Raw genomic sequence first — 17,058 nt, 5'->3', positions numbered from 1 at the left:
CCGCGGGCTACTCGCAGGCCATCTCATGGGGGAGGCAGGTGCATCGCCGGCCGCCTTTGCGGGTGGCTTGACCGGCTCCTGCCCAACCCCACGTCGAAGGCCACCACCCCGCGCCGGCCAGGCCAGGGCACTGCACCAGTGCCCAACGGATCAAGACCGCGACCGGACCTGGGGCGGCAGGGAGATCCCGTGGGCCTGGGCGGTGTTCCCCGGCCTCAGTGTCCACGGCTTGGGCGCGGTCTCGGTCAGCCACTCGTTCGCGAGGAGCCGACGCACGATGAACGTGCGCACGGTGCGAGGCAGGTTCCAGCCCAGGCCGGTGCACAGCTGGTTGTATGAGGGGCCGTGGCCGTGTTCCGCGCGGAAGGCGACGGTGAACTGCGCGGCCAGCGGGCCGCGTTCAGGGTGCTGCTCCTTCCACACACCGTAGGCCTCCCGCACGTGCCGCGGGGACGGGACGAGGGGGCGGGTGGCGGTGAAGGCGGTCGCGACCTGGTCGGCGGGCAGCTTGCACACGGGGCAGTTCTCGACCGCTTCGGCGTGCCGCCTCAGGGCGGGGCTGACCTGGGCCTTCCACTGGGCCCATTCCGCCGGGCTGATCTGAGGCTGCTCGGCGACACGCCGCGGCGGCGCCGGGGCTGCTGGTTCCTCGGGGTCGGCGGGGTGGGGGAGGAGGCCGGTCAGGTGCCGGACCCCCGCATCGAGGCGGTAGTGGTCGCCGGAGAGGTCGGTGAGGAAATTCTTGACCAGCAGGTCGGGCAGGGCGGTCCGGCATGCGCCGGGGAGGTCACTGGGCAGTGTGCCGTTGAGCATGGAGGAGGCGTGGGCGGCCAGGAAGAGGGCGGCGAGGCGTGTCGCCGGCGAGGCCTTCCTGACCGGCTTGGCAGCCAGTGTGCGTGTGGTCCAGCCGGATACCCGCGAGCGCATCTGTTTGCCGAAAGGCAAGGGGTGGTCGGACTGAGCGGTGAGGGCGGGCACCGTGACGGAGACGGGACTCTCCGGGTCTCCGACCAGCAACTGGTCGGGGATCTGCCAGCCCAGGCCGCGCAGATCGGCGACAACCTGTTCCGGGTCGGTCAGCTTCATGGACCGCAGATCGATTCCCGTCAGATTGCCGACACCGCCTCGGGCGGCCCGGATGGCCACGGTCACCGCGAGGAGTTGGGCGTCAGGCGAGGACAGCGGAAGGGCGGCCACGTACGAGAGCAGCGTGCGCGCCGCGTGCCCCTGCTTCGTCGTCAGCAGGAACGGCAGCGCGGGCGTGGGTGAGGCGGTGACGGAGTTTGACACAGCACACTTAACGCTGTGTGGCAGTCGACGTTACTCATATGGGCCCCGGGGTTGGTGAGGGTGGGCGGGCGTCGCTTCCTGTGGGCATCCGGGGACATGCGAGCGGGACTCCGCGGAAGAAGCTCGGAACGGCAGGCATAGATCGGGTGTGGGTCGCGCGTCCTTGGGGGTGTTACGGAACGGGAGGGCCCATGGATCCACAGGACCACGCAAGATTCCGGGACTTCGTCGACGCCCGGTGGAGCACCCTGTTACGCCTGGCGAACCTGCTCACCGGCGGCGACCGGCACGAGGCCGAGGACCTTGTGCAGATCGCGCTGATGAAGGCGCTGGGGCGCTGGCGGCACATCGACGACCCTGAGGGCTACGTGCGCAAGGTGATGTACCGGCATCAGATCAGCCGTTGGCGACTGCGGCGCCCGCACCGCGAGGCGACGTTCGCCGCGCTGCCGGAGGACGTCGGCGTCGCCGACGGCACGTCCGCCGCCGATCTGCGGATCACCGTGGGCCAGGCGCTCGCCCGACTGACCCCACGGCAGCGCACGATGCTGGTGCTGCGCTATTTCGAAGACCTGTCCGAGACCGAAGTGGCGAGCACCCTGGGCTGTTCGGTGGGCACGGTGCGCAGCACCACCCACCGGTCGCTGGCCCGTCTGCGCAGTCTCGCGCCGGAGCTGGATGCTCCGTCCCGGGCCGCAGCCACCGCCCCGAACAGCAGCTTGGCGAAGGGAGCCCACACATGAACGCCGACCAGCTGGACCGCGCAATCCGGGATGTCCTGCACAGGTGGACTCCCGAAAGCCCCAGCGCTCCCGCGGACATCGCCGACCGCATCGTCCGCCGCCGGCGGCGGCGCAACCTCGTGCGCGTCACCGGTGCGGCCCTCGGCCTGGCCGGCATCGCCTTCGGCGGGGTCCTTGCCACTGGCGCGAGCGACGACAACAGGGCACAGCAGCCGCCGGCTTCGCGGATGAGCAACCAGAGCAAACTGCTGTGGCAGACCACGATGCCCGGCACCTCCTGGGACGCCTGCAGCACCGGCCCTGGGGCCGTCTACTGCCGCGGGGCGCGGTACGACGGAATCGGTGTGGACATCGGTACCGGAAAGGTCCAGTGGCAGCAGAAGGCGAAGGACGTGAACGGCGGCAGCTCTCCGGCAGGGTCACTGCCCGGCGTCCGCAACGGCGTGCTGTACACGTACGCGGATCACGCCCCGGGGGCCCCCACAGCCGGCACCGATCTCGTCGCCCTCGACATCGGCAGCCGGAGGGTGCTGTGGAAGCACGAGCTTGCCGACGACAGCCGCTCCCGCTCCTCTGCCGTGCTCTTCGACGGCGGGGTCCTCGCCAACTCCCCGACCTTCAAGAGCGTGGCCGCGCTCGACGAGAGGACGGGCCGGACGCTGTGGACGCACTCATGGAAGCAGGCCGATTGCGACCGGGCCGCAATCGACGGCGTCCCGTACTTGATGTGCTCGCCGGACAGCGAGAAAGCCCCGCAACGCAGCACCGTCGTGCGGTTGGACCCGGCGACCGGCGAGGCGCGGACCGTGGCGAACGTCAAGGGCCAGACGGTCTACCTGGGCACGGACGGGGATGCCGTGCTGCTGGGCGGTCTGGCCGGCGGACAGGAGTACTTGAGCGACCCCGGGCCCGCCACCCTGACCCGCGTCGACCTCGGCTCGGGCAAGGTGTCGCAGCACCCGGTCGACGGCATGCCGATGGGTGCGGTCGCGGACGGCGTGATCCTGGCGTTCGGCAAGAACGGCAGCGCCGTTGCATACTCCGCGGATAACGGCAAGCGGCTGTGGACCCGTGATCTCGGACTGACCCTGCGCAAGGATCCGCGCGATCCCAGGATGCGGGAACTGCCCTCCGACGCCGCGGTGGATCTCCGTAGCAGGGTGGCGTACTACCTCGATCCGTCCGGGCAGTTGGTGGGCGTCGACCTGGACAGCGGCGCGCTCCGCTGGCGCGGCCAGGTACCGGTGCCGAAGAGCCCGGTCGAGGCAGGCGTCGCGCCGGAGCTGATGGTCTACGACCACGGACTCGTCGGCCAGATCGGCGGTGAGCTCTTCCGGATCGAGCCCGTGCTGCCCAAGACGGGATCGTAGTCGGCGGAGGTGGGAGGAAGTCGCAGTTCGAACCTCACGATCCGGGGGGATCCCCATGCAGCGCACGGTTGGTTTGGTACGCGGGATCCCGGCAACGTGCGTAGCTGTGAGTGTGCGACGCGAGCCGAGCCTGGACGAACTGGGGGCCTTCCTCAAGGCGCGCCGTGCACAACTGAGCCCCGGCGAGGTGGGGCTGCCCCACAAGGGGGAGCCGCGGCGTGTCCCCGGTCTGCGCCGTGAGGAAGTCGCTCGGCTGGCCGCGATCAGCACCGATTACTACACGCGGCTCGAACAGGGACGCGTCCAGGCGTCCGAGACCGTCATCGACGTGCTCGCGCGGGTGCTCCGCCTCGACGGCGACCAGCGCGCGTACGTCCTGACCCTTGCGGGGAAGACCGCCTTGCCCAGGACCGACAGAAGCGCTCGGCAGGAGGTCGATCCCCAACTGCGGCACCTGCTGGACGACATGACGCTGACGGCGGGGTTCGTCATCGGGCGCAACACAGACCTTCTGGCGTGGAACGCCATGGCAGCCGCTCTCGTGATGGACTTCGCCCGTGTTCCCGAGGAGGAGCGCAACTACGTTCGCCTGCTGTTCACCGAGCCCGCCATTCGTGTGCTGTACAGAGACTGGACGGACATGGCCCGACTCGCCGTGTCCCACCTGCGCATGGACAGCAGACGGAATCCTCACGACCCTCGACTGACGGCGCTTGTCGAAGAGCTTTCCACGCTCGACCCGCAGTTCCGGCTCTGGTGGACCTCGCACGATGTCGCCGTACGGGCCGGCGGCACCAGGCTGCTCCGGCATCCCGCGGCAGGTGACCTGACGTTCGAGCGGTCCACCTTCACGTGCGCGGAAGATCCCGAACAACAACTCGTCGTGTGGACCGCCGACCCCGGCAGCCGGACCCACCACGCCCTGCGGTCCCTGGCTGCTGGGATCGACATGGCGAGAGCAGAGCTGGACGGTGCCGCATGACCCCGTGCGCCGAGCCTCCCGGTTGTCCCCGCGCGCGTGTCCTGGTCCTGTCCACGGCGGACTCAGGGCCGGCTTCAACGAGTGGCGGGTGGGGGAATGAGCCTTTTCGGAACCGTGTTGCCCTATGTCATGAGCGAAGCAGTAGTGGCAAGCGCGTACGGCGGTCCCGAGGTGTTGTCGGTGATCGACGAAGCCGTCCTGGATCCCGGGCCGGGCCAGGTACGCATCGCGGTCCGTGCCGCCGGGGTCAACCCCTTCGACTACAAGATGTACAGCGGTGCTTTCGGCACCGATCCCGCGAACCTGCCGATCCGCCTCGGTGCCGAAGCCGCCGGCGTGGTGACCGCGGTGGGCGCCCAGGCGACCGGCCCCGCCGGTCCGATCGCGGTCGGTGACGAGGTGATCGCCCATCGCGCGCCCGGCGCGTACGCCGCCGAGCTCGTCGTGCCGGCCGCATCAGTCGTCCCGAAGCCGGCCGGCCTGTCCTGGGAGCAGGCCGGCGGCCTGATGGTCACCGGCGTCACCGCCGTGCACGTCCTGGAAGCCATCGGCCTGCGCAAGGAAGAGACGGTGCTGATCCACGGTGCCGCCGGAGGGGTCGGTCTGGTGGCCGTGCAGCTCGCGGTCGCGAGCGGCGCCACCGTCCTGGGAACGGCCAGCCCGGCCAAGCACGACCTGCTGCGCGACCTCGGAGCGATCCCGATCGCATACGGGCCCGGTCTGGCCGACCGCGTACGCGCGGCGGCGCCGGACGGCGTCCACGCGGCGGCCGACCTGGTGGGCACCGACGAGGCCGTGGACGTCTCCGTGGAACTCGTGGCGGATCGAGCGCGTATCGCCAGCATCGCGGCGTTCCAGCGCGGGGCCCAGACAGGCATCAAGCTTCTCGGCGGCGGGCCCGGCGCGGACCCCGGCACGGAAATCCGCGCCGCCGCCCGCCTGCGGCTCACCCAAGCCGCGGAGGCCGGGCGGCTGCGCATCCTGGTCGCCGGCAGTTACCCGTTGCGGGAAGCCGCCGCGGCGCATCGTCAGATCATGACCGGCCACACCACGGGCAAGGTCGTCCTGGTGCCGTGAGACCGGGGCGACGGCCCTTGGTACTTCGACTCCCAGGATGAACAGGCCGCGGCCCTCGACGCCCTGCTCGTCGCCGAGACGGCGCTGGTCACAGGCGGCAATCAGCCCCGCCTCGCGACCCGGTAGGTGGGCCCGCGCATCTGAGAGCGGCCATGCTTGCGCTTGCGGGACGTCGTCCGGAGTGCGGCAGACCCGGCGGCGGTGAGCGCAGGATTCGGCGGATGCTGCGTTGACCAGGGCGCTGCAGGGGGCGGCGGTACCGGCTGGAGCCCTGCCTGGGGGGCCGCCCCTCGCCGCTCGCTGGGCGACGGCGCCCTCGCACACCGGAGCCTGCGCGGGCTCCTGGCCGTCTCCATCTCCGACAACCTCATCGACCTGCACCGACCGGAGCCCTTCCAGATCGACGGCAATTTCGGCGCCACGACCGCCGTCGCCGAGACGCTGCTGCAGAGCCACACCGCGAACCGCGGCTGCTGCCCGCGCTGTCGGACGCCTGGCCCAGCGGCACTGTCCGCGGCCTGCGCACCAGCGGCGGCGTCACCGTCGACATCGACTGGCAGCACGACCGGCCGGCGTGCGCCCGCCTCCACATCCCACGCCCCGTACGCCAGTGAAAGACCTGAATCAGTGAAAGACCTCCGATGAATTGAGCGCAGTATGTCTGGATAGCTCTCTCTGTACTGTTTGTCATCGCGGGTTGGAGGGCGGTTCAGATAACGAATTCAACCAAGTCATCGGGGGAGTCTTGTCGACCCCGGTGACTGGTCCTAGCGTCTCGCTACGCCTCCAGACATCCGATGACGGGCACCTCCATGAGACGAGCACGGACATGAAGCCCAACCACCTGCGTGTCGCTGCCGTAGTGGCCGGAGCCGCACTGGTCGCGGGATCCACCACGGCGTGCGACCGCGGCACTGCTGCGGACTCCGCGGGCAGGCCCACGATCGGCATCGACCTGCCCCGCACCGACTCCGACTTCTGGAGCTCCTACGCCCACTACACCAAGCGGTACCTCCCCGCCCTGGACGTCGATACCCTGCCGATCACCAACTCCAGGGGTGACTCCGACAAGTTGGCTGCCAATGTCCATGCCCTGGAGGCCGTGGGCGCCGAGGCCATCGTCCTGGCACCGCAGGACACCGGCGCGATCGCCTCCACACTCGACCGACTGGCGAGCAAGCACATTCCGGTGGTGAGTGTGGACACCCGGCCCGACAGCGGCAAGGTCTACATGGTGGTCCGGGCCGACAACAGGGCGTACGGCACCAAGGCATGCGAGTTCCTCGGCAAAAAACTCGGCGGCAAGGGCAGGGTCGCCGAACTCGAGGGCGCGCTGGACTCCATCAACGGGCGTGACCGCTCCGAGGCGTTCGCCGCTTGCATGAAGAAGAACTTCCCCGACATCACCGTCCATCCGCTGGCCACCGACTGGAACGGCGGGGTCGCCTACGCCAAGCTGAAGGCCCTGCTCGCCCGACACCCGGACATCAACGGCATCTACCTGCAGGCCGGCGGCGCATTTCTGCAGCCGACCCTGTCCCTGCTCGAGGAGCGGGGGCTGCTCAAGCCCGTCGGCTCGGCGGGGCACATCGTGATCGCCTCGAACGACGGCATCCCGCAGGAGTTCCAGGCGATCCGCCGGGGCGACATCGACGCCACCGTCTCGCAGCCTGCCGACCTCTACGCCAAGTACGCCCTGTACTACGCCAAAGCGGCGGCCCTGGGCAAGACGTTCGAGCCAGGGCGCACCGACCACGGTTCCACCATCGTCCAACTTCCCAACGGTCTGGAGGACCAGCTGCCCGCGCCGCTGGTGACCAAGACGAACGTGGACGACCAGAACCTGTGGGGCAACAACCCCGCCCACTGATCCGGTCACCGCCGAGAACCACTCGGTCATCGGCGGCCTCACCCGGTGTCGTTGCCCCACTTCCGCGCCGTTGTTGCAGGCCCTGGAGCCGTCGACGACGAGTCGCCGCCGGCTCTCGCACCGAGGGCCGTCACAGTCCGACGGGCTGCCATTCCTGGTTGGAGCCGCTGTTGGAGGGCCACTGGATGACCTTCGCGCCGTCGGCGGTGGATCCGCTCTGTACGTCCGCGCACAGGCCGCTCTTGACGTTGACGAGGCGGTAGTAGCCGCTCGTGGCCGCCGGAACGAGCTTCCACCACTGGTTGGGGTTGTTGGAGTCCGACCATTGGTCCAGGGCCGTACCGCTGCTTGTGGAGCTGCCCGGGACGTCCAGCACCTTGCCGCTCTTCACATTCGCCAGGCGGTAGGAGCCGTCGTAGTCCGGCAGGAGCTTCCACTGCTGGTTGGTGCTGCCGCCCCACGGCCACTGGATGACGGAGGCGCCATCGGAGGTGGAGGCGCCGTTGATGTCCAGCACCTTGCCGCTCCTGTGGTTGACCAGCTTGAAGGTGCCGGTCAGCAGGCCGACGGTGAGGGTGGTGCTGGTTCCGGCGGTCAGCGACACGACCCGGGCGTGGTTGCCGAGGGGTGACGTGGTGACCGCGGCCGAGGTGCTGACGGACGTGATGCCGCGCCGGCAGATGAAGGTGATGTCCTGGTCGATGTCCGAGGTGAGCTTGACGGTGGCGGTACGGGCCGCCGTGTCCCAGGTCAGGGACTCGACGGTGATGCGGTTGCGGCCGCGGACGCCCTTGATGGTGCCCTTGGCCAGCTGGTCGGGGAGAGCGGGGAGGATCTCCAGGACTCCGGGGCGGCTGTAGACCAGTGCTTCACCGAGGATGCCGGGGATGGCGTTGGCGGCGTCGCAGTTGTAGATGTCCAGGTTGGGGTTGTGGGAGGTCATCAGTGACCGCCACACCATGTTCTTGCCGTAGATCTTCAGCAGGTTGCTGTAGACGCCGGGGCCGTCCTTCAGGCGGGCGCGGGCCAGGGCCCGGTGCAGGCTGCCGTGGGCCGAGTAGTTCTGGTCGCCGCGCAGGTCCAGGGCCTTGCGGGCGTACTTGACCAGGTCGGGCTCCTCCTCGGGGTTGATCTCGTGCAGCGGCCAGGCGCCGTACAGGTGCTGGACGTGCCGGTGGTTGTATTTGTCGGTCAAGCCGGGCCAGGACCACTCGGCGAGCGCCCCGTCGCTGTTGACGGTGTAGGCGGGCAGCTTGGCGAGCAGGGCGGTCCAGCGTTGCACGCCCTGGCCGCTGCCCTGCTCCAGGCCGAGCGTGTTCGCCGCGTCGATCGCCGCCCGGAGGGCGTGCCGGCCGGCCATGATGTCGCCGGTGGCGTTGATGGAGAAGTACTGGCCGGTGCTGGTCGGCGAGTTCTCCATGGAGAAGGAGGGGACGAAGACCGCCTTGCCGCTGGAGTCGGTGCGGGTGAGGAAGTCCTCGTAGAACAGGGCCAGCTCCATCAGGGCCGGGCCGAGCTTGTTCTTGTAGAAGTCCGCGTCGCCGGTGACCTGGTAGTACTCGAGCAGTGGGTACAGGAGCCAGTCGGCGCCGCCGGTCCACGCCTGGCCGGGGAAGCTGCCGCTGTTGAAGTGCAGCATGTGCCCGTACTCGCCGTCGGTGCGGGACGGGGCGAGGAAGCCGCGGGCGCCGTAGAGGTTGGTGGCGTTGTCGCGCCAGTGGGCGAGCTGGCCGAGGATGAGGTCGAAGTAGCCCTGCATGGCGTCGGTGAGGTCGAGGATGTTGCCGCCGGCGACCTGCAGGTTGATGTTGGCGTCGGTGGTGATGTCGTCGGCCCAGGAGCCGTTCCAGGTGCCGGTCCAGATGCCGGTCAGGCGTGGTGGCAGGACACCGCTGGAACTCACGAACAGATACCGGCCGGAGTCGTACATCCGCTCGAGGAGTGCCATGTCGATGGCGGAGGTGTTGCTGTTCTGCCGGGCGATCAGGGCACTGGTGGAGAGCTGGCGGTCGGCGGTGGAGACGTTGAGATCGGTGCTGGAGCGGTCGTACATCGCCTGGTGCTGCGGGGCGTGGCGGCCGAGCAGGGTGGCGTAGTCGGCGGTCAGAGCGGCGAGGGCGGTCTGCAGCGGCTGGGAGTTCCAGCCGGTGGAGGTCTCGTAGCGGCCGAGCTTGGTCAGCAGCAGCACCTTGGTGGCCTTGGCGACCACCAGGGTGGACCCGCTGGCGGTGACCGAGGCGCCGGTGCCGGTGACGACGACGCGGGTGACGCCTTCGTAGCCGTAGGCGCCGCCGGAGGGATAGGTGCCGCGCAGGTTCAGGTAGCCGTCGCGGTTGCTCACGGTGGCGGTGGTGGAGTAGGAGACGCTCGTCGGCACGCCGTCCAGGGCGGTGTTGACGCTGAGGGTGGTGTCCACCGTGCGGCCGGTGGCGGGCAGTAGCTCATGGACGATGACCTGGTCGGCGCGAGAGACGAAGACGTGGCGCTTCCAGGTGCCGTACTGGTCGGTCCAGGTGTGGGTGACCTCGCCGGTGCGGAAGTCGGTGATGCGGGCGAAGTCGTTGACGGTGGTCATGCCCGGAGTGCTGAGCCGGAGTTCGTAGCCGGGGTGGAAGGTCTGCGTCCAGCGCAGGCTCCAGCCGTTGGCGAAGGTCGAGGCCGCTCCCGAATAGTCACCTGACAGCGCCTTGTCCCGGGCCGATTCGAGCTTGCCGGAGATCACCGGGGGCATGACGCTCCGGCTGCCGTTGGGCAGGACGAACCGGTGGTGATTGAAGATCATTTTCTCCAGCGTGGGCGCCCCGTAGTAGACGGCGCCGTACTCGCCGTTACCGCTCAGGAACCCGTCGGTCCATGCCGACGCGGTGGCGTCGTCCCATATGCCGCGGTCCGGGAGGGTGACCTGGGGCGGGACGGCCGCGGAGGCGCTGCCCGCGAACACGAGGGGCAGGGACGTGGCGCCGGCCACCAGCGCGGCGGCGGTGAGGAAGCGCCGGCGGTTGACGGGGAGGTCGGGCAGTTCCATGTACTGACTCCGTTGTATTGCGGTGGGTGCAACCGGGCAGGCGGGACGAGGTGGCCCACCCCGCCCCGGGCGTTACGCACGCCCAGGACATGGGATGGATTAACAGGGATGATCTCTTGTCGTGTCCAGGGTCAGGACGGGAAAATCTTGACTTGATGGACTTCAACTGTGCCTTCGGGGGGCCTGCTCCCTTTGCGGTGCGTGGGCGGAGGGTGCTGCCTTCCTGGAAGATGGGATGTATCACTGCCTGATGGCAGACGAGGCAAGGAAAAGCCGGGGACGATGCGTCCGGACGCCCGGCCGGACAGGAAGAGAAGGTGACGGAGTTATCGACGGCCACGGCACCGAGGAGCGGCATGCGTGAGTACCAGGACGGGCCCGACCACCGGCACCGGCGGCCCGCAGGCGTCGACGACAAGACCGTGGAGGCGCTCGGATCACTGTCGAAGGCCCTGGAGACCACCGAGCGGGCACGCGGCCACCTCTACGGCTTCCACCAGCTGACCGGTGCGGCCGACCTGGAACTGGACCGGGCCGAACAACTGCTGCGAGAAGCGGGACATCATGCGTGGGCCGACAAGATCCACAGCGAGGTCCTCGGCCGCAACGTCATCCCCGGACACTGGACGTTCCAGATCATCGAGGCCTACGACGCCACGTACTACCGGCCGTTCCAGGAGCTGGAGCGCAGCGCGGTGAGCGAGCTGGCCCAAGGGCGCGACCACCTCTACGAGGCGGAGATGAAGGAAGCCCGCCGCACCGCCGGGCACCCCGACCACACGGCCCGCCCCCCGATCGCGGACAACTGAGCGGCCGAGCCCGCACCACCACAGGAATGCGCCCATGCAGACGTTCCTCCCCGATTCCGACTTCCGGCGCTCCGCCCTGCTCCTGGACCGTCGCCGCCTGGGCAAACAGCGGGTCGAGGCGCTCCAGGTGCTGCGCGGCCTGACCATTCCCGGATACGGCTGGCGCAGGCACCCGGCGGTGCGTATGTGGAGCGGATACGAGGAGGCACTGGTCCGCTACGGCCTCGAAGTCTGCCGGGTGTGGCGGGAGCAGGGACACCCGGACAGCTGCGCCGCCTCTTTGGTCGCCGGGTACGCGGCCTGCCGTCCGGACGCTGCCGTGCGCGATCAGCCCGCTCTCGCCGCCGCCGGGGACCTGCCTCCGTGGCTCGGCGATGAGGGCTTCCACCGCAGCCACCAGTCCGCACTCGTCCGCAAGGACCCGCAGACATACGCGCATGCCTTCCCCGGCGTTCCGGACGACCTGCCCTATGTGTGGCCGTCGTCCGACCGGGAAGGCAGTGCGGTGCCGCCGAGTCCGTGAAGAGAGGCAGCGGCGCGGCGATTCAACGGCCGATCTGCCACGCTCCCGCGCACGAGGTGGGAGAGCGCGACCCTGGAGGGCCCGGCCTCTGCCTCGGCGGCCCGGACCAGATCGTCGCGGAGGCGGTCCACCAACTGTGGCCCGTCGCGGAGATGTTCGCCGGCTGGACGAGCGCGATGGCTTCGACGGCGTATTCCCGGCCACGGGTCCATACGAGCGCCCTGGACTTGGACGACCCCGACCCGACGGTCACGGGCTACGGGCTACGGGCCCCGGATACGCCGGCAGGCCGCACGGTGCTTCGCCGGGGAGATCTACGTGCAGTATCCCTTTGAGTTGGCGCCGGTGTACGCGCAGTGGCACGAAAGCAGTGGCCTGCTCCGCCGGTTCCGTCCTGGTCTCCGAGGAGTACGGCGACAGTGACCGCTACCGAAGCCTGGAGGAGCAGGGACTGACACCGTCGCGGCTTGGCGCCGAAGATCAGGACACCGTCTCGGCGGAGCGCTCGCCCACCGCGGGGGCGATGATGATCGCCATGGCGGTGAAGGCGAGGACGACGATCATGGCGACGCGGAGACCGTAGTGATCGCCGAGGAAGCCGAGACTGGGCGGTCCGACCAGGAAGGCGACGTAGCCGATCATCGCCACCAGACTGACGCGCGCGGCCGAGTCGGGGCCGGAGTCACCCGCCGCCGAGAGGGTGACCGGGAATCCGAGTGACGCGCCCAAGCCCCAGAGGAGTACGGCGATGCCTGCCAGGACGGCGGAATCGGCGAAGACGACAACGGCGATCCCGAGGGTCGCGCAGACGGCGCTGGCCCGGACGACGGGGGAGCGGCCGACGCGATCGATCAGGAAGCCGCCGACGAAACGGCCGATGGTCATGGTGGTGGCGAAGCCCGTGTAGACGGCTGACCCCAGGGCCGGGTCGACGCCGTGGCCGTCGACCATGAGCAGGGGCAGCCAGTCGTTGGCGGACCCCTCTGCCAGTGCCATGGCCAGGATGATGCCGCCGATCAGGAGCAGCCGCTGGTCCTTCCATACCTTGGCGTGGGCCGACGCGGTGGTGGTGTCGGGCTGCGACTCGTCGGCACGGGCTTTGCCCACCGCGCTCGGAATGGCGCGGAAGGCATAGGCGAACATGGCCGCTGTGACGGCGGCCATGGCGGCCAGGTGCCACTTCACCGGGAAGGAGACAGCGGTGCACAGAATGCCGAGGGCGGCTCCCACGACCGTGCCCAGGCTGAAGAAGCCGTGGAGTGTGGGCAGCACGGTCCGTCCCGTGATCTGCTCGACCTCGGCGCCGTCGATGTTGATCGCAACCTCTCCGCCGCCCATTCCGGCACCGAAGAGGAACAGTCCGGCCGTGGTCACGGGGGCGGAGGAGAGCATCGTCCCGCCGCCGATGACCACCATGCTGAGGATGATCAGGATGGTTGCGTTGCCCATGACCGGTCGGGTCCCGAACCTGGCCACGAGGGTTCCGGAACTGAGGACACCGATCATGGAGCCGACGGACAGTCCGAACAGGATGATCCCCATCTGGGCTGTGGAGACGTCGAGTTGGTCTCGGATGTCCGGCGTCCGGGTCACCCACGAGGAGATCGACAGACCCGGTATGAGGAAGAAGAGGAACAACGCCGCTCGGCGGCGGCGCGTGGCCAGGTCCATGGAAGACGTGCTCTTTCAGACGAAGGCAGACGTGCTCTTTCAAGCGAAGGCGCTGCGATGAGTCGGCGTCGGCGTCGGCGTCGGTGCCGATGTCGGTGTCGGCATTGGTGAAGTACTCACAGGATCGCCGCCAGCGAGTCCAGTGACGCCAGACGGTCGGTGCCCACCGGGGTGAGAACGGCGCTGGTGACGCCCGCGTCGAACAGGTCCGTCACCCGCGACCGTGCCTCCCCTGGCGTGCCTGCCACGGCGAGTTGCCGCACCCATTCGTCCGGCAGGGCGCGAGTGAACTCCTGCGGGCTGCCGCAACGCGAGCGCAGAGCCACGAGCTCGTCGTAGAAGGGCAGCGGGGCGATGTGGGGCCGCCAGTCCGGTTCCGCCACCACGTCGAGGGTGGGACGGACAGCGGCCAGCGCGACCGCAGGGTCGTCGTCGATGGCCGCGATGTTGTAGGCGACCAGACGGTGCGGGCGGGTCGGAGCGATCTCCTTGAGTGCCTCGCGTACGTAGGCGGGCGTCACCGGTTCCGCCAGGACGGTTCCGTCGGCCACGTCGCCGGACAGGGCCAGCGACTTGGGGCCGCGGACACCGGCCAGGACGACCGGGGTCACCTCCGGTGCGGCGCTCTCGTGCAGCTGCAACCCGTCGATGTGCAGGTATGTCCCGTCGTGGTGCACGAGGTGGCCGCTCAACAACGCCTTCAAAACCGTGACGTACTCGGTCAGGAGGGCGAGTGGGCTCTTCGGCCAAGCTCCGACACTGCGCATCCAGGTCGGCATGCCGTGCCCGACGGCGATGTCGACACGGCCCGGATGCAGTTGGGCGAGGGTCGCGATCTCCATCGCGGTGAAGGCCACATTCCGGGCGGCAGCGGGCAGCAGTCCCACGCCGACGCGGATCCGTGTCGTGGCGGCGAGAACGGTGGCCGCCTGCACCAGGCCTCCTCGGTAGCCGAGGTCCTCCACGACCCACAGTTCGTCGAAGCCGTGTGCCTCCGCACGTCGGGCGAAGGCAAGGATGTCTCCCGCCGGAGTGTCGCGGGGCAGGAGGACGCCGATCGCGCCGGCCGGTTTCGGCTTGAAGATCTCATTTTCCACGGGTCCAGGTTGTATGGCGGGCGTATCTCGTGCAATCCCATTCCGGAGCCCATGTCGCCGGCCCTGGCCGAGGGCGGGGGAGGGGGGTGGAATTGCGCGCGCTCGCGGGGCAGGGCCGGCGGTGGGTCAGGCACGTAGGAAGGCGAGTACCGCCAGCACCCGGCGGTGGCCCTCGGTGTCCGCCGGCAGGTCCAGTTTGTTGAAGATGTCGCCGATGTGCTTGTTCACGGCCGCTTCGCTGATGAACAGGTGCGCGGCGAGGCTGGCGTTGGAGCGGCCCTCCGCGATCAGTGCGAGCACTTCGCGCTCGCGGGGGCTCAGCCGCTCCAGATCGTCGGGACCCTTGTGGTGGCCGTCGTGGCCGGGATCGCGGTCACGGCGAAGAGGCTGCGGAGGCAGGCGGCGTAGCGGAGCGTTCTGCGACGAGGAGCGGACCGCCCCACCATGCCCTGGTGCGGCGGCGGCCCTGTCCATGCGGCGCCCCCGGTCGGCGAGTTGCTCGGCCGCGCCGGCGGCCGAGAACACGTCGGCGGAGGGAGGGCACTAGCTTTGCGGGACGTCCTTGACGAACACGATCCCGTCGGTGTCCCGCAGGTGCGCCGGGTCGAGTGGGGCGTAGCCGAACCAGGGGGAGACACGGGGCGCGGGCGGAGTGTCGCCGAGGGCGGTGGCCAGCCGGGGGGCGTCGACGACATTGCGGTCGTCCGGGAGCCCGTACAGGAGGCCTTCGAGAGTGTCCGGGGGCGGGGTGTCCACTCCCCGGTGCCGGATGGTGCCGAGGGCCGTCGCCACGAAGGCGTACTCCTCGCCGAGTCGGGCGCTCACCAGCGCGCCGGCGCTCCACCACTCCAGCGGCCGGCCGCCCATCCGCATCGTGCTCTTGGACCGCTGGAGGTGCCCGTTGTGGGCGTGGACCAGCACTGGGCCCTGCTCGGCGACGGCGAGCAGATTGGCGGCCATCATCTGGTCCCGCACGCTGACCAGCCGGGTCATACGGGCCGTCGAGGTGTCGGCCATCCCGTGGTGGTAGCGCAACAGGCCGGTCGCGGTGCGGCCGTACAGGTGCGCCCGGTCCCAGTCGTCCCGTGAGGTCGTCGCGAGGAGGTGCGGAGTCTGTGTGTCGAGCAGGGCTGCCAGGTCGTCGGCGAGCAGCCGCAGCTGTTGGGCCTCGGGCGTCTGCCCCACGGACCGGGACGGGTCCATCATCGCGGCGGGATCGGTCCACAGGTCGTCGGCGCCGAGGAGGTGGTCGAGCGTTTCCGCGGTGCAGGGGAGCAGGTCCGTGTCCACCTGGGCCGCGAGGTAGCCGTGGAGCGCGGTGAGGGACTGCCGGGGGCTCGCGGCGCCGGTGATCTCCAGCGGACCGTCGAAACCGGCGAAGCGGAGGCGCTCCGACGCGGGCCGGCCGTCGTTGTGCTCGCGCATCCAGCGTACGAGTTCGCGGTTGCCCGCGAAGGCGCCCCAGCCGTGGCTGATGCCGTGCTCCATGACGTCGTCGAGGGTGCCCGTGCCCGAGGTGACGTAGTCGTCCACGACCAGGCCCATCACGCAGTCGCTCTCGATCGCGATCGTCCGGTAGCCCTCCTGCTCGACGAGCTGACGGAAGAGCTCGTTGCGCAGGTCGAGCAGGGTCTCCTCGCCGTGGGTGGGCTCGCCCAGAGCGAGCAGCCGCGGCCGGGCGGGAAGCAGCCTCATGACGGAGGCGGCCTCGACGGCATGCGTGGTCTCCTTGATGTCCGTAGCCATGGCCTCAACGGTATCGTTGAACCTTCGGTTGAGACTTTTCAGCGATATGGGCAAGCGCATGGGGCGAAACCTTCAAACGGCCGACTGGCTCAGGCCGGTTGATCTGGCGCGTCGGCATGGTCTGTCCACGCAGGCGGTCAGGAACTACGAGGAGGCCGGCATCCTTCCGCCGACCGGTCGCACAGCGCACGGCTACCGCACCTACACCTCGCTGCACGCGGGAGCCCTGCGCGCGTTCCTCGCCCTGGTACCCGGTCACGGTCACCGGACCGCGACGGCGATCATGCGGGCAGTGAACGACGGCGCGGCCGACGAGGCGTTCCGCCTCATCGACGAGAGCCATGCCCAACTGCTCGACGACCGTCGGACCCTTCAGGCCGTGGAAAGCGCCCTCCGTGACCTGGAGATCACCATGACGTCCGAGCCCGGGGTGGGCCCCGAGCCCGGCGGAACGTTCATCGGACCGCTGGCGGGGAAACTCGGCATCCGGCCCGCGACGCTGCGCAAATGGGAGCGTGCCGGACTGGTGCACCCGCGCCGCGACCCGCTGACCGGGTACCGCGTCTACGACGACGCCGACGTGCGGGACGCCCGGCTGGCCCACCAACTCAGGCGCGGCGGGTACCTGTTGGACCAGATCGCCCCGCTGATCGCCCAGGTACGGGCGGCCGGCGGGCTGGAGCCGCTGGAGGCCGCGCTGGGCAACTGGCGCGGCCGACTGTCCGCCCGCGGACGGGAGCTGCTGACCGGGGCTGCCGAGTTGGAGGCGTATCTTCACCGACGCGGGTGAGGCGTCGGGTGGCGGCCGAAGGGAGGCCGACTCGAGACCGGCGGGATCGATCCCGGTCGAGGGCG

Annotated in this window: 14 protein-coding genes and 2 pseudogenes; 10 read left to right on the top strand and 6 right to left on the bottom strand. The window is 69.6% G+C overall.

Annotated features, from left to right (window positions below; translation table 11 throughout):
- Nucleotides 1-150 precede the first annotated feature (150 nt).
- A complete protein-coding gene (locus tag IG99_RS37915) occupies nt 151-1,290 on the bottom strand; it encodes a hypothetical protein (protein ID WP_037682449.1) in 1,140 nt (379 codons plus the stop codon).
- Between the two features lie 191 nt (nt 1,291-1,481).
- Between IG99_RS37915 and IG99_RS37910 the strand changes: the two genes are divergently transcribed.
- From IG99_RS37910 to IG99_RS37890, 7 genes and pseudogenes are all read left to right on the top strand, one after another.
- The gene (locus IG99_RS37910; RefSeq protein WP_037682448.1) at nt 1,482-2,033 is read left to right on the top strand and encodes a SigE family RNA polymerase sigma factor; all 552 of its coding nucleotides are present in this window, start codon (nt 1,482-1,484) and stop codon (nt 2,031-2,033) included.
- Nucleotides 2,030-3,403, top strand: coding sequence for an outer membrane protein assembly factor BamB family protein (locus tag IG99_RS37905; RefSeq protein ID WP_037682447.1), 1,374 nt, complete (start codon nt 2,030-2,032; stop codon nt 3,401-3,403). The genes IG99_RS37910 and IG99_RS37905 overlap by 4 nt, the downstream gene beginning before the upstream one ends.
- A gap of 112 nt (nt 3,404-3,515) precedes the next feature.
- Nucleotides 3,516-4,385: a helix-turn-helix transcriptional regulator gene (locus tag IG99_RS37900; RefSeq protein ID WP_051866411.1), complete on the top strand. Its 870-nt coding sequence runs from the start codon at nt 3,516-3,518 to the stop codon at nt 4,383-4,385.
- Between the two features lie 144 nt (nt 4,386-4,529).
- Nucleotides 4,530-5,462: a quinone oxidoreductase family protein gene (locus tag IG99_RS37895; RefSeq protein WP_037682446.1), complete on the top strand. Its 933-nt coding sequence runs from the start codon at nt 4,530-4,532 to the stop codon at nt 5,460-5,462.
- A 201-nt stretch (nt 5,463-5,663) separates the two neighbouring features.
- Nucleotides 5,664-5,846, top strand: a pseudogene (locus IG99_RS52185) (hypothetical protein); the annotation flags it as partial.
- 86 nt (nt 5,847-5,932) lie between these two features.
- Nucleotides 5,933-6,076 carry a glycoside hydrolase family 95-like protein gene (locus IG99_RS52180; RefSeq protein ID WP_394298070.1) on the top strand — a complete coding sequence of 48 codons (144 nt, stop codon included), beginning with the start codon at nt 5,933-5,935 and terminating at the stop codon, nt 6,074-6,076.
- Nucleotides 6,077-6,291: 215 nt separating this feature from the next.
- Nucleotides 6,292-7,332, top strand: a complete 1,041-nt coding sequence (locus IG99_RS37890; protein ID WP_078948153.1) for a sugar ABC transporter substrate-binding protein — start codon at nt 6,292-6,294, stop codon at nt 7,330-7,332.
- 130 nt (nt 7,333-7,462) lie between these two features.
- Here the strand turns inward: IG99_RS37890 and IG99_RS37885 are convergent, their stop codons facing one another.
- On the bottom strand, nt 7,463-10,357 hold the full coding sequence (locus tag IG99_RS37885; protein WP_037682445.1) for a glycosyl hydrolase family 95 catalytic domain-containing protein: 2,895 nt from the start codon (nt 10,355-10,357) through the stop codon (nt 7,463-7,465).
- 356 nt (nt 10,358-10,713) lie between these two features.
- On the opposite strand from IG99_RS37885, the gene IG99_RS37880 reads away from it, so the two are divergent.
- The gene (locus tag IG99_RS37880) at nt 10,714-11,166 is read left to right on the top strand and encodes a hypothetical protein (RefSeq protein ID WP_037682444.1); all 453 of its coding nucleotides are present in this window, start codon (nt 10,714-10,716) and stop codon (nt 11,164-11,166) included.
- A gap of 34 nt (nt 11,167-11,200) precedes the next feature.
- On the top strand, nt 11,201-11,689 hold the full coding sequence (locus IG99_RS37875; protein ID WP_037682441.1) for an MSMEG_6728 family protein: 489 nt from the start codon (nt 11,201-11,203) through the stop codon (nt 11,687-11,689).
- Nucleotides 11,690-12,169: 480 nt separating this feature from the next.
- On the opposite strand, the gene IG99_RS37865 is transcribed toward IG99_RS37875, so the two are convergent.
- From IG99_RS37865 to IG99_RS37850, 4 genes and pseudogenes are all read right to left on the bottom strand, one after another.
- Entirely contained in the window at nt 12,170-13,360 is a 1,191-nt protein-coding gene (locus IG99_RS37865) for an MFS transporter (protein ID WP_051866389.1), read from the bottom strand.
- A 116-nt stretch (nt 13,361-13,476) separates the two neighbouring features.
- Entirely contained in the window at nt 13,477-14,457 is a 981-nt protein-coding gene (locus IG99_RS37860; protein ID WP_234312091.1) for an LLM class flavin-dependent oxidoreductase, read from the bottom strand.
- 126 nt (nt 14,458-14,583) lie between these two features.
- Nucleotides 14,584-14,847, bottom strand: a pseudogene (locus IG99_RS37855) (helix-turn-helix domain-containing protein); the annotation flags it as partial.
- A 153-nt stretch (nt 14,848-15,000) separates the two neighbouring features.
- Nucleotides 15,001-16,203, bottom strand: coding sequence for an erythromycin esterase family protein (locus tag IG99_RS37850; RefSeq protein WP_037682436.1), 1,203 nt, complete (start codon nt 16,201-16,203; stop codon nt 15,001-15,003).
- 58 nt (nt 16,204-16,261) lie between these two features.
- On the opposite strand from IG99_RS37850, the gene IG99_RS37845 reads away from it, so the two are divergent.
- Nucleotides 16,262-16,993: a TioE family transcriptional regulator gene (locus IG99_RS37845; protein ID WP_037682539.1), complete on the top strand. Its 732-nt coding sequence runs from the start codon at nt 16,262-16,264 to the stop codon at nt 16,991-16,993.
- The last annotated feature ends 65 nt before the right edge of the window (nt 16,994-17,058 follow it).

The organism is Streptomyces griseus subsp. griseus, assembly GCF_000720255.1.
GTDB classification, from domain to species: domain Bacteria; phylum Actinomycetota; class Actinomycetes; order Streptomycetales; family Streptomycetaceae; genus Streptomyces; species Streptomyces griseus_I.
The sequence above is the reverse complement of the archived record's forward strand: the minus strand, read 5'-3'. Positions and strand labels throughout refer to the sequence as shown.

What these genes read in the sequence shown, in the direction of transcription:
- IG99_RS37845 (WP_037682539.1), top strand. Translation starts at nt 16,262, where the DNA reads ATGGGGCGAAACCTTCAAACGGCCGACTGGCTCAGGCCGGTTGATCTG.
- IG99_RS37875 (WP_037682441.1), top strand. Translation starts at nt 11,201, where the DNA reads ATGCAGACGTTCCTCCCCGATTCCGACTTCCGGCGCTCCGCCCTGCTC.
- IG99_RS37890 (WP_078948153.1), top strand. Translation starts at nt 6,292, where the DNA reads ATGAAGCCCAACCACCTGCGTGTCGCTGCCGTAGTGGCCGGAGCCGCA.
- IG99_RS37910 (WP_037682448.1), top strand. Translation starts at nt 1,482, where the DNA reads ATGGATCCACAGGACCACGCAAGATTCCGGGACTTCGTCGACGCCCGG.
- IG99_RS37865 (WP_051866389.1), bottom strand. Translation starts at nt 13,360, where the DNA reads ATGGACCTGGCCACGCGCCGCCGCCGAGCGGCGTTGTTCCTCTTCTTC.
- IG99_RS37885 (WP_037682445.1), bottom strand. Translation starts at nt 10,357, where the DNA reads ATGGAACTGCCCGACCTCCCCGTCAACCGCCGGCGCTTCCTCACCGCC.
- IG99_RS37880 (WP_037682444.1), top strand. Translation starts at nt 10,714, where the DNA reads ATGCGTGAGTACCAGGACGGGCCCGACCACCGGCACCGGCGGCCCGCA.
- IG99_RS37850 (WP_037682436.1), bottom strand. Translation starts at nt 16,203, where the DNA reads ATGGCTACGGACATCAAGGAGACCACGCATGCCGTCGAGGCCGCCTCC.
- IG99_RS37905 (WP_037682447.1), top strand. Translation starts at nt 2,030, where the DNA reads ATGAACGCCGACCAGCTGGACCGCGCAATCCGGGATGTCCTGCACAGG.